9 protein-coding genes and 1 tRNA gene are annotated in these 11610 nt (G+C 56.2%); 4 read left to right on the top strand and 6 right to left on the bottom strand.

The window, feature by feature from the left end; translation table 11 throughout:
- Positions 1-137 precede the first annotated feature (137 nt).
- From HMPREF2854_RS04560 to HMPREF2854_RS04545, 4 genes are all read right to left on the bottom strand, one after another.
- Positions 138-1073, bottom strand: a complete 936-nt coding sequence (locus tag HMPREF2854_RS04560; protein ID WP_070619714.1) for an ROK family protein — start codon at positions 1071-1073, stop codon at positions 138-140.
- A 30-nt stretch (positions 1074-1103) separates the two neighbouring features.
- Positions 1104-1883 carry a glycerophosphodiester phosphodiesterase family protein gene (locus tag HMPREF2854_RS04555; protein ID WP_083309388.1) on the bottom strand — a complete coding sequence of 260 codons (780 nt, stop codon included), beginning with the start codon at positions 1881-1883 and terminating at the stop codon, positions 1104-1106.
- 10 nt (positions 1884-1893) lie between these two features.
- Positions 1894-3138 carry a DUF4032 domain-containing protein gene (locus HMPREF2854_RS04550; protein WP_070619708.1) on the bottom strand — a complete coding sequence of 415 codons (1245 nt, stop codon included), beginning with the start codon at positions 3136-3138 and terminating at the stop codon, positions 1894-1896.
- Between the two features lie 104 nt (positions 3139-3242).
- A complete protein-coding gene (locus HMPREF2854_RS04545) occupies positions 3243-4382 on the bottom strand; it encodes an ABC transporter ATP-binding protein (protein ID WP_070619705.1) in 1140 nt (379 codons plus the stop codon).
- 130 nt (positions 4383-4512) lie between these two features.
- Here HMPREF2854_RS04545 and HMPREF2854_RS04540 point away from each other — a divergent pair, with 130 nt between their 5' ends.
- From HMPREF2854_RS04540 to HMPREF2854_RS04530, 3 genes are all read left to right on the top strand, one after another.
- On the top strand, positions 4513-6426 hold the full coding sequence (locus HMPREF2854_RS04540; RefSeq protein ID WP_083309387.1) for a serine/threonine-protein kinase: 1914 nt from the start codon (positions 4513-4515) through the stop codon (positions 6424-6426).
- 101 nt (positions 6427-6527) lie between these two features.
- A complete protein-coding gene (locus HMPREF2854_RS04535) occupies positions 6528-7316 on the top strand; it encodes a DsbA family protein (protein ID WP_070619699.1) in 789 nt (262 codons plus the stop codon).
- A gap of 45 nt (positions 7317-7361) precedes the next feature.
- Positions 7362-7437: transfer RNA gene (locus tag HMPREF2854_RS04530), tRNA-Thr, on the top strand.
- Between the two features lie 162 nt (positions 7438-7599).
- On the opposite strand, the gene HMPREF2854_RS04525 is transcribed toward HMPREF2854_RS04530, so the two are convergent.
- Both HMPREF2854_RS04525 and HMPREF2854_RS04520 read right to left on the bottom strand, forming a co-directional pair.
- A complete protein-coding gene (locus HMPREF2854_RS04525) occupies positions 7600-9423 on the bottom strand; it encodes a sulfatase-like hydrolase/transferase (protein WP_070619696.1) in 1824 nt (607 codons plus the stop codon).
- Positions 9424-9528: 105 nt separating this feature from the next.
- Positions 9529-10566, bottom strand: coding sequence for a LacI family DNA-binding transcriptional regulator (locus HMPREF2854_RS04520; RefSeq protein ID WP_070619693.1), 1038 nt, complete (start codon positions 10564-10566; stop codon positions 9529-9531).
- A gap of 167 nt (positions 10567-10733) precedes the next feature.
- Here HMPREF2854_RS04520 and HMPREF2854_RS04515 point away from each other — a divergent pair, with 167 nt between their 5' ends.
- Complete coding sequence (locus tag HMPREF2854_RS04515) at positions 10734-11609, top strand: carbohydrate ABC transporter permease (protein ID WP_083309389.1); 876 nt, start codon at positions 10734-10736, stop codon at positions 11607-11609.
- Position 11610: the final 1 nt, after the last annotated feature.

Here is an 11610-nt window from a genome sequence, read left to right as displayed (position 1 = left end):
ATTTAACTAGTCCAACATTCAGGGGACAGTTCAGTTGGTTCTCCCCACCATCTATTTGAGGCAGTAAGCCGAGCATTCGAGCGTCTACAACGGTGTTCTGAGCTAGCGACCAGCCTCGTTGCGGGTAAGGCGACGAGTTAGAACGGACTTGGTTGGCTGTCAGCGAGTTGGAAGGCGCGTAGGCCAGCGCCCATCAGTTGAGAGTTCGAACCCAGTGTTGCGCCCAAAACCTGAGGGCTCGGCACGATTCCGAGAACGTCGCTGAGAAGGGTGTGGAACTGGTCGAATAGTTGCTGCCCGCGGTTAGCGAGGCCTCCACCAATCACGATCGGAACCGCTCCTGCCGATGCCACGATCGGGGCTACCGCGCGGGCAAGCTGAGTGAGTGCATACTCAACAATCTGGGCGGCCTGCGCGTTTCCCTCATCTAGCAGGCGGTAGACGCCAGCTGCACCCTCGGCCTCGTCAATCAGGCCAAGTGCGGCGCCGCGGCGCGCGATACCGGAGGCGGAACACACTCGCTCGAGTGCGATAGGCTGGCCGTTCCAGCCGGAAATGCGTATTTGGCCGAGCTCGCCAGCCCAACTCGACACTGCAACCGCGTTGCCATCCAGCACTAGCACGGTTGCGATTCCCGTGCCAATCGCAATGTAGTAGAAGTCTTTCAGTTTGACGCCCCACGCCCTTTCGGCAAGCGCACCCGTGCGCACGTCGTGCCCAAAACCCACAGGGCGAGATAGTCTTTGCGTCAGCATTTCGCGTGCCGGGAAGTCTTTCCACCCCAGGCTTGCCGAGAAAACTGCCATGCCCGCTTCCTCGTCCACGATTCCGGGCAGGTCAAATCCGATTGGCTCCACCACGTCTTCGGGTTTGATAGGCCCGTTCTCGCCTATGGCGTTTCCACTACGCACAAGGGCGTCCAAGTCCGCTACGATCTGCGCCGACGTCTCTATCAGCTTCTCGGGATTCGCGGGCGTGGGCGTGGATCCGGCGTGCGATATGGAACTGTTTTCGCTAACAATCCCAGACTTTATTGTTGTTCCTCCAACGTCGAGGGCAAGGGCGTAGCGCATGAGACTCCTTAAACGTCGTGGTTTGGGTGGTTAACGGTTTGAGATTGGGCGGGCAGAGCGCGATTCTTGTGGGAAGTCTTGCGCAATGTCGGTAATCACAGAATGCGCGCCCCAAGAGCCGAGCTGCGCAGCTCGTTCCAGGTCATTAACGGTCCACACGTTCACTTGGAAACCGGCCTCGGTCATGGCTCGCATGGCTTCTTCGGTTAGGCCGCGTTCACACGGGTGGATGGCAACCGCCTCGAGTTTGCAAGCTTGTTTTATCCATTTGTCTACCTGCTCCATGATGGGAGCGTCGGAGGGCTCAAAGAGGCAGGCGCGACGGTACTGCGGTGCGCGCGCCTTTAGCGAAGTGAGTAGGTCCATGTCGAAGCTGGAGACGAGGATCGAGTCGGGATTCTCTAGCTTTGCAAGGGACGCGATAACGGCGTCGATCAGGGTGTTGCGTAGCTCGAAACCGGCCTTGGAAGGCTTGATTTCTAGGTTTGCTTCCATGCCCGTGCTGTTCAACAGTTCTACTACGGTAACAAGTTCGGGGATACGTTCGAACGTGTAGGTGGGGGAGAACCATTTGCCGGCATCCAGTTTACGGATGTCTTTGAACTGTAGGTTGTAGTATCCGCCTTTGCCGTTGGTAGTGCGGTCGAGGCGGTTGTCGTGGATAACTATGACGGAGCCGTCTGCGATTACGTCCACGTCGAATTCGAACGAGGACACTCCGTGGTCGATGCATTTGACGAATGCGGCCATCGTGTTTTCGGGTGCCAGTGAGCTCATTCCGCGGTGTGCGATTACTGGTGGATAGTTCACGTTGCCTCTTTCAGTCTTCTAGGGTGTGTTCGTCATTTGGGTCAAGGTCAAGCAGTAGGGCCTCGTCTCGCCTGGTGGCAAGAATGTTGTCGATGTAGGACTGCGTGGCTTCTTCGAGCGGCACGTCAGCGCCGCGTTGCTCTGCAAGGAACCAGCGGTGTTCGAGGATCTCGTGGAAAATCTGTGCCGGCTGTAGTTTAGCGCTGTATTCGGGAGGAACAGAGCGTACGGTCGGCTCGAATACTTCGGTAAGCCACCGGTGGGCTACGAGTTCGAGGGGTTGGTTTTCCTGCCCGGTGACAGCACGGTAGGTTGCCAGGTCGTTGAGCATCCTGCGAGCCTGCTGTTCTTGCACGTCGAGGCCGGTTAGGCGCATGATTTGGCGGTGGTGGTGGCCGGCGTCAACAACTTTTGGTTGCAGGATGATTTTGGTGCCGTCCGGGGTTTGCTTCATGGACACTTCGCCAACATCGAATCCGAGGTCGTTGAGTTTGCGGATCCGGTTGGTGATGCGCCAGCGTTCGTCGTCAGAGTAGACCTCTTCTGCGGTTAGCTGGTTCCAAAGCTCGTGGTAGCGCTCGTAAATGCGATCCCCGATTTCGATGGCGTCGGAGTCTTCGGCAAGCATTCCGCCAGCCTGCAGGTCCATCAGTTCACCAATAATGTTGGTGCGGGCCAGGTCCACGTCGTAGTTGCGTTGGCCGGAAGTGAGGCTGGGGTGCAGTTCGCCGGTTTCTGCGTCTACGAGGTATCCAGAGAAAGCGTCTGCGTCGCGGCGGAACAGCGTGTTCGAAAGGGAGACATCGCCCCAGTAGAAGCCAAGTAGGTGCAGGCGTACTAGCAGTACTGCGATGGAGTCGATGAGGCGTTCAGCGGTTTCGGGCCTCATGGATTGCGAGATTACTGCGCGGTAGGGCAGGGAGAACTGCAGGTGTTCGGTTACGAGAGCGGGGGTGAGCTCCTCGCCATCTGGCGACTTGCGTCCGGTGATTACCGCTGTTGGGATTACCGAGGGTGCGCCCAGCCGGTTGAGGTCTCGTAGCAGCTGGTATTCGTGGTAGGCCACGGTTTCGCCGATCTCTTTAACTGCGATTACTCGCCCGCCGAGGTTGACGAATCGGACGACGTGGCGGGAGATTCCTCGAGGGAGTGCGGCAAGCACGGATTCTGGCCACTCTTCCAGCGGGGTTTCCCAAGGAAGGTCAAGTAGTTCTGGATCCAGGTTTGCAGCGGTGATCTGTAGGGATTGTCGCATGGTTATATCTTGTCAAAAAGCGCGCCAGATTAAAAAGAAATACAAACTGAGGGAGCTTCCGGTTGGGAAGCTCCCTCAGTCATGTTCACTTATCGTTGTCCGGATTATGAGGGAAGACGCATGCCAGTGGACTTAGAGAAGTTGTGCTGCTGGCCTTCGCGAATACGGACGTGGACGATGGAGCCCTTCGGGGGCGCCGTGCGCGGAGCGGTGCGGATGATGATCTGATCCGATGCTTCGTCGTCCGGGTTAGCGTCGGTGCCGGAGCCAAGGCCGCCGCCTCCAACGAGCTTGCCGTACATGTAGGAGTCAGAGCCGAGCTCCTCAACAAGGTCGATTTCAACCGGAATGGTGTGCTCGCCTTCTTCAACGATTTCTAGTGCCTCGGGACGGAAACCAACGACAACCTGGTTGTTGTCTTCCGGCGTCAGGGCCGCGATCGTTGCTTCGGATAGCTTCACGTGAGCCTTGCCGAGTTCCGCGTAGCCGCCTTCGCGGTTGACGGTGAAGGTACCGAGGTTCATTGCGGGAGAACCGATGAAGCCTGCAACGAACTCGTTTGCGGGTTGTTCGTACATTTCCTGCGGGGTGCCAACCTGCTGGAGGACGCCGTCCTTCAGCACTGCGATGCGGTCACCCATGGTGAGGGCCTCAGTTTGGTCGTGCGTAACGTAAACGGTGGTTACGCCAAGGGAGCGCTGTAGCGAGGCGATCTGAGTACGCGTCTGAACGCGCAACTTCGCGTCAAGGTTCGATAGCGGCTCGTCCATGAGGAACACCTGCGGCTTACGAACGATTGCGCGGCCCATTGCCACACGCTGACGCTGGCCACCAGACAGTGCCTTCGGCTTGCGGTCTAGGTAGGGGGTGAGGTCAAGAATCTCAGCGGCTTCTTCAACGCGCTTGTTGATTTCTTCCTTCGGGGTGCCAGCGATCTTTAGCGCAAAGCCCATGTTGTCGCGAACCGACATGTGCGGGTACAGAGCGTAGTTCTGGAACACCATTGCGATGTCGCGGTTCTTAGGCTGCATGTCGGTGACGTCGCGGTCTCCAATGAAAATGCGGCCGGAGTTAACGTCTTCCAGGCCAGCGAGCATGCGTAGCGTGGTTGACTTACCGCAACCGGAAGGTCCTACTAGGACGAGAAACTCGCCGTCTTCAATCTTGAGGTCGAATGCATCAACTGCGGGACGATCCATACCCGGGTAAATGCGGGTTGCCTTATCAAAAGTTACGGTTGCCATATTTATTGTCCTCCATCGGCAGGTACGTGCCGAACGATCCGTTGTGAAGAGGTGCTAACACCATTGCCAGCACGGCTCTGTCTCGCCTATTGAGCCAGAACTAATCTGACATTAGCACAGCTAAGGGCAAATGAGTAGGGACATTGGGTCTCGATTTTATGTTTTGGAAACCTGGTTCCGAATGCTGGTTGTAGCGGGGTTCGTCGTGCCTCGTGTATTGCATTTGATTGCGGGTAGAGTTTTGGTGATGGACGTTGCAATTCCAAAAGCTGGCGAGGACATCGGTGGATACCGACTGGTGCGTCCCCTGGGTAAGGGGGGCGCTGGAATTGTGTGGGAAGTTAAAGATGGTGAGGGCGCTAGGTTTGCCCTGAAGCTACTTCATCCCGCGATCGCCGCTGATCCGGCGAGTAGGGTGCGTTTGGCGCGCGAAGCTGCGGTTTTGAACCGTATCCGTACAGACGGGGTTGCGAACGTTGTTGATCTAGAGACGGAGGCGGCGCAGCCCTTTGTAGTGACTGAGCTTGTTGATGGTCTGGATCTACGCGAGGAGATCAGAGCTGGAGGGCCGTTCTCATTTGCGGACGCGCTAGAAATCGCCCGGTCGCTACAACAAACGCTTAGTGCCGTGCACGCTGCGGGCGTGATTCACCGAGATTTGAAACCGTCGAACATCATTTTGGGTGCAACGCAGCCGGTTCTGATTGATTTTGGCATCGCCCAGGCGGACGAGGACGAGAGGCTTACCTCTACGGGCTTAGTGTCCGGCACGGTTGGCTGGGTGGCTCCGGAGGTGATGCGCGGGCGCGAGCCTGACGAGGGGTCTGACTGGTGGGCTTGGGCGGCTATCTTGCTGAATATGCTCACGGGTCGCGCCCCGTATGGGGCGGGAAGCCAGGACGTAGTTTTGTCTCGTCAAATGGCTGGCCAGCTGGATCTTGCCGGCTTGTACCCCCCTCTTGCGCAGATTCTGGAGTCGGCCCTAGGGGAGCGTGCTGACCGCCCGAGTCCGGCCGAAGTCTTGCAGCGTCTTGATGACCTCGACCCTGATGTTGTGCAATCTTGGACCGGCGAGGATGGCGGGGGAATCGAACAGACGGCGCTACTGAACGCCCCCGCAACGGATGAGGATTCCCAAAGGGAACCCACTGCTATTTCCCCGACCAATGTTGAACCGGGCGAGTCTAGCGAGGAAACCAGCTTGCTGTCCGCGCCGCCCCAGGACCACACCAGCGTGCTCCCCACTGACGATGAGGCGGGCGTAGCGCAAACCGCTCTGTATCCCGTTGCCGCTAGTGAGACAACGGTGGTTCCTGAACCCAGGCAGCCTGGTGGCGTGCCGGTTCCGTATCAGCCGGGCCACCCAGGAACATTAACTTCCGAACAATACGAGTATCCGCCGGCCTCGCAGCCCTACCAGGGCTACCCGCTCGCTCTGGGCTATCCGAATGCGGGGTGGGATGCGGTGCAGTACAGCTACTCGGCCCCCTCGAACGCATTTGTGTTCTCCCTGTGCGTAGCAAGCTTCCTCGCTGCCCTGCCAGTTTCGCTCGGCATCGTTGGTGGCGTACTTGCCGTGGGCGTGCTCCTCATCATGGAAACGGTGGGCCGCTCGCGGGTGTGGCGTGAAAAGCGGCGCGTTAGGGCGGGTGAAAAGCGCAGTGGTGACAACTGGCTGGCCACTTTGAATGGAGGATTGCAGTGGATCCCCGCAGCTGGTGCTCTCGCGTTTAATCTTGCGTTCGCAGTTTTGATTGCCGGGACGGCGTGGGCGCTTTACAGCGTGAATAACGGCCTTCCTCCGCTAGAAAACCCTTACATGACGATGCTAATGGGGGTGCCAAGCGAGCCGGATCCTGTTTTGGGAGCACTGCTCTGGGGTTCGAACATGTTCGCTATTTTGCTTGCCCGCGTGGGGGCGGGCGGAAATTTCCTGCGGGAGGGCTCCTATGCGACGGCCGGAGCGATACCGCGGGTTGGTAGGGTCATTCTGTCCGTGCTTGCAGTGGTGGCTGTGTTCCTCCTCGTCGGAGCGGCATTGTAAAACTAAAAGTGTGCGCTCCATCATGCACTTTTAGGGGCGAGCGGGTGTGCGCATTTGCGTGCTTCCCGTTACTCTTTTAGCAAACGTTGAATCGAGGGGAAATGGCAACAACTCCGTCATCTAAGGACGCGGCTCGCATCAAAGCACAGGAATTGCGCCAGCAGCAGGCGCAGAAGGAACGCAAGACTCGCGCGATTATTATCGCGGTAGTTGGTACTTTGCTGGCGCTTGCGATTATTGCGGTCATTTGGGTGGTTAACTCAGCAAGATCGAATGAGGACAATCAGGTTATGACCGGCGAGTTCACGCCGATCGTGGTTTCTTCAAAGGGCGTTGGGGTTGCAGACCCTAATGCTCCGGTTGTTCGTGAGTACTTCGATTATTCCTGCCACGCTTGTGCAAACGTGGATGTGTTGCTGGGCTCGAAGCTGTGGGAGTCGGTTAAGGATGGCGAGATTTCGCTTGAGCTTGTTCCGGTCGATGTAGTTCGCATGCCGTGGCATTACGCGATGGCAAGTGCTTCCTACCTCGTTTCGCAGGAGGAGCCGGATAAATTTGAGCAGCTTCACCATGCCTCCTACGAGTTCTTTAAGAGTCAGTTTGATGGTGGTGACGGGTCGGTTATTCAGGACGAGGCCGCCTCGCTGGCAAAGGTTAAGGAGCTTGCTACCCAGGTGGGGGTGAGCCAGGCCGTGGTGGACAAGATTAGTCTTGACGGCGCGAAGGGCATTCTGGAGGCGAATACCACCGAGTGGAAGGATTCGCAGGTGGAGGGGCGCGAGAAGCTGGGCACGCCTGAGTTTGTAACCGGTGGTAAGGCCGTGCAACTTAGCGGTCAGACCGCTGATGAACTGGTGGATAGTATTCTCACTGCTGCTAAGGGCGAGTAAGCGTATGTGACAATGAGGGCCACTTCATGGCAAACTAGTGGCCGCGCCACCTTAGCTCAGTTGGTAGAGCACCCGCCTTGTAAGCGGACGGTCATCGGTTCGAGTCCGATAGGTGGCTCCAATAGGAAGCTCCGCCACACAATGGTGGCGGAGCTTCTATATTCTCCTAGAGATGTGGCGCGACTACAGGTGTCACGTAGCCAGGTGTTGGCTATTTAGGACCGCGGCAGAAAACCCGCGCAATTTACCGGCAGTGTCCGAAGGGCCGGCCGGTGATGCCGACTTATAATTTCTCGTCTTGCTCGCGGTCGGCTCTGCCTGCTCTCGTTTCGCGGTGAGAGTCATAGAAGGGAGAGCGTTTAGCGAACTCCTCATTCATCAGCTCGGCGCCGTCACGCTCAACCAGGGTTTGTTTGCCAGAGAACATATTTACGCCTAGGCCCAGCCGGTCGTCCTTAACCTCGGCTCCGATAGCAGTGAGGATTGTTGGGAACATGTCGAAGGCAGAGAACTCACGGTTCTTCGTTACCGAATCAGGGAAGTCGGTGCCAGGCACGGGATTCAAAATCAAGTTCACGATAGTACGGTGGTAGTTCTTGTCCCACCCTTCGAAGAACTTTTTGTCCATAGACCGGTGATCGCCAGTGACCACAATGGTGGTGTTGGATGCCCAAGGCTGTTCTTGGATCCATCGAATCAGCTTCACAGTTTCGGCTTGCGAGTAGTGGATCACGTTCGCGTACTGGGAGGCGAACGGCGCTTCAGTCATGTTCTCAGACACGTAACCGTCTGGGAAGTGCGTATCACCGTTCTCGACGATCATGTAGAACGGTTTGTCCTGGCTCCCCAGTCTGGCCAGTTCTTCCTTGGTGTATTCGTAGAGTTTGTCATCCTCCACGCCCCACCAGACGAAGTAGTCGTGCTCGATCTTGCCGTCGGCAACAAAACGGGCGCGGTCGTGAATATCAAAACCTCCATGCCGCTGGTAGTACCTGTCCAGTCCGCCCCAGGATGCCGTTGAAGCTTGCATGAATGTGGTGTTGTAACCACCTTTTTTGAGGATGTCGCCGATGGTTGTGAAATCTGGGTAGGAGAAATCGCTACCTGCTGTTCCCGACGCGAGCATGGGGACGCCGGCTTGCATTGCGATCATGCCGGCCACGGAGTGGCCGGTTGCGTACAGCTGGTCAGGGCCTCCAAATTTGTCGGTGTTTGACCAGGAGATTCCCGTCTCGCTAAGCGCCGCAAGTTCGGGCATTAGATTTTGATCCATGTAGCCGCCCAAATCTTTGGAATAGTAGGAGTTTTCAACCGACTCCATGTAAATGTGCACCAGGTTGCGCTTGTGGGCGGGTAGCTTCACGTTGTCTGCGGTGGGAGCAACATAGTTGTCCTCCAAATAGCTGGAGGTGGTGAAGAATAACTGCGCGGCTTCTTTCATAGGTAGCCTCGCGTAAGAGTAGGCAAAAGAGCCTGCAAGGAGGGCAACAATGCTCACGAGGGCTACGCCGCGCACATGCGTTATTCGCCAGGTTCGAGCCGCTGGCATCTTGATGTGAAGATCAGAGCGGATGAAACCGATGCTTGCTCCTAGAAGTGCAAGGAAGATGGCAGGGACTACGATTTCGTTTAAAAGTGCCAAATCTTGTGCGTCGGTGGAGGCATCGCCAGCTGCAGTCAAGATGAAGATGAAGTTAGGGTCTTGAGGGATTTCCCCAACGCTGTCTTCAAGCCATTTGGGAATGAAAAAGAACAGGCCTGCGAGTAGTCCAACAATGGCGCCTATGAAGGTGGGGAACAGTCCGCGCCAATTCCAAGGCTTGCTCTTCTTGACTAAAATCCCGCGTGATGCGAGGACTTTCAAGAATAGAAGAGCAACCACGCATAGTCCGAGAATAATAGCGGGGTACCCAACGTAGAACTTGGGTGAATGTGGGGCGCCATAAATGGTGGTGCGGCCGGTGAGTATTAAAGCGAAGAATGCCAGGGCATTAGCGGTCACGCCAACGAGGGTGCCGCGGATAAAGGATCCCGCAGAGATCCCAAACAAATATAGGGCCCCGACTCCAGCCGCAAGGCAGGTCAGTAGCTGCAACGCAACGATCATGAAAGTGAATTCTACATTAACATCCTGTGAACATTTGAAGCGTGCCGCCGGCGCTGAAAGCGGGTTGCTCAGTGCCCCGCCGAACCGGAGGGGGGGGAGTGCTGTCTACCTGCGAGTTATTAATTCGAACTCGGTAACGACGTGTTTTTGGCGGCCTTCCTCGAGGGAGGAGGCTGGCCCAAATAGTTGGTTTAAGGCAGTGCTCGCAATGCTCCCCATGTGTGGGTCGATGGTGTCGAATGGTGGGGTGACGAATTGAGCCTCTTCAATGTTGTCGAACCCAACGATGGGGATACTTCTATAGCGAGTTGAGTCGTTAGAAGCTAGAACGGGTAGAGCGCCTAACGCGAGTGTGTCGGAGAAACAGAGGATGCCATCAAAATAAGTGTTTGAATCAATGATGCGCTGTAAAGCGCGTGCAGCTTCGCCGCGGTTGAAGTCAATCACGGTGCCAATCAAATTCGGATCCAGCGGTATCCCGGCGTCAGCTAACGCTTCTTCGTATCCTTGAAAGCGAAGTCTTGAAGTGGCCTGCGTCCGATCTTCCTGGTGGCCCAATACGACGATTTTCTGCGCGCCTTGTTTTAGGAGGTGCTCGGTTGCCACGCGGGCTGCTTCGATGTTGTTGAATCCGATTTGCAGGTTGTAGCCGTGGCCGCTGAACTCGGATGCGTATTCTCCGAGAAGCACAAGCGGGAGTGTAGAGTTACGGCTCCGCAGGTCGGCCTCTGTCAGGGCTAGCGGGGAGCAGATGATCGCGTCGATGCCTGGGAGGTTGTGTCCTTCAATTGCTAGTTTCTCGCGGCCCCGTTCGCCGCCCGTTTCGGTAACCAGTACGAGCACGTTCATTTTTTGTGCGCAGGTAACGAAGGATGAGGCTAGTTCAGCGAAGTATGGTTCGCGTAGCGTTGGGACGGTAAGCGCGATCATCCTCGAAGATCCTTGCCGCAGGTGTCGCGCTGCTAGGTTTGGGCGGTAATCCAGGCGTTTTATGGTTTGTAGGATCTCTGCACGCACGGCCTCGGAGACGTTGCCTTTGTTGTTGACAACGTTTGAGACGGTCTTTGCGCTGACTCCCGTCTCTCTTGCCACGTCCAGAAGAGTGACCCGCTTACGTTCTGCCCCCAAGGCGTAGTCCTCCATTTGATTGGGATATTGCGAAACCCACGCACTTACTATAGTCTGTGATCAACTCTAGTTCATCGTTGAACTAAAACTCCAGGCCGTCGAGAACGGTTAAGAAGTTTTTTGGTTCAACGTTGAACTATTCGGTTAGGTTTTATTCGCCAGCGATGCCAGAAGGCGGCAAAATGAGAGAGCTATCTCGCGGTTTGAAGCCGTACCTGTATGTGGCCCCGATAGTCCTCATATCGGGCGTGCTGATCTACTTCTTTATTGCGTTTACGGTATTCACGTCCTTCACGGATTGGAACGGGCTGACAAAGATGAACTTTGTTGGTCTAAGCAATTACCGTGAGCTTTTTAGTGACAGTACCTTTTGGGTGGCGTTGAAAAATAACGTCATCTTCATGGTGGTAACAGTTTTTATCCAGGCGTTCCTTGGTCTTGTGGTCGCAGTAATCTGCGCTGAGAGACTTCCGGGTTCCAACTTCTTCAAAGCGGTATTCTTCCTGCCAATTTCGATGGCGCCGGCGATTGTTTCAACGGTTTTCAAATACATGCTCGAAACAAACTACGGAACGTTGAACGAAGCGCTGCGCTCACTTGGCCTACTTGGTGAGGGGGAGGTGATCCAGTGGCTCGGCGCAGATCTGGGGCTCTGGAGCATCGTCGCTATCAACGTGTTCCAGTGGATGGGATTTTCGATGATGATCTATTTTGCAGGCATCATGCAGATCCCGGCCGAACTGTTCGAAGCTGCGGAACTTGATGGAGCAGGATGGTGGAAACGCTTGTTCCACGTGGTTATCCCCTCGCTACGCGGGGTGACCGCAACGCTGATAGTTCTAGGCATCGTCGGTTCCCTGAAAACCTTTGACATTGTCTGGCTGACCACCGCGGGTGGTCCTGGGGTATCCACGCAGTTCCTCACGACCTTCTTGTACATGGAGAGGGCCAACCGCCAAGCCGGGTACGCCTCTGCTATCGGTACCGTGCTGCTAGTTATCGCCCTGGTCTTGTCCGTGGCTCAAATGGTGTGGGCGCGGCGAAAGGATGCGAGGTAAA

The organism is Actinomyces sp. HMSC075B09, from assembly GCF_001812395.1.
Classification (GTDB): domain Bacteria; phylum Actinomycetota; class Actinomycetes; order Actinomycetales; family Actinomycetaceae; genus Gleimia; species Gleimia europaea.
Note: the sequence above shows the minus strand (reverse complement) of the source record. Positions and strands in the feature narration are given on the sequence as shown.

What these genes read in the sequence shown, in the direction of transcription:
- HMPREF2854_RS04560 (WP_070619714.1), bottom strand. Translation starts at nt 1,073, where the DNA reads ATGCGCTACGCCCTTGCCCTCGACGTTGGAGGAACAACAATAAAGTCT.
- HMPREF2854_RS04550 (WP_070619708.1), bottom strand. Translation starts at nt 3,138, where the DNA reads ATGCGACAATCCCTACAGATCACCGCTGCAAACCTGGATCCAGAACTA.
- HMPREF2854_RS04545 (WP_070619705.1), bottom strand. Translation starts at nt 4,382, where the DNA reads ATGGCAACCGTAACTTTTGATAAGGCAACCCGCATTTACCCGGGTATG.
- HMPREF2854_RS04540 (WP_083309387.1), top strand. Translation starts at nt 4,513, where the DNA reads ATGAGTAGGGACATTGGGTCTCGATTTTATGTTTTGGAAACCTGGTTC.
- HMPREF2854_RS04535 (WP_070619699.1), top strand. Translation starts at nt 6,528, where the DNA reads ATGGCAACAACTCCGTCATCTAAGGACGCGGCTCGCATCAAAGCACAG.
- HMPREF2854_RS04525 (WP_070619696.1), bottom strand. Translation starts at nt 9,423, where the DNA reads ATGATCGTTGCGTTGCAGCTACTGACCTGCCTTGCGGCTGGAGTCGGG.
- HMPREF2854_RS04520 (WP_070619693.1), bottom strand. Translation starts at nt 10,566, where the DNA reads ATGGAGGACTACGCCTTGGGGGCAGAACGTAAGCGGGTCACTCTTCTG.
- HMPREF2854_RS04515 (WP_083309389.1), top strand. Translation starts at nt 10,734, where the DNA reads ATGAGAGAGCTATCTCGCGGTTTGAAGCCGTACCTGTATGTGGCCCCG.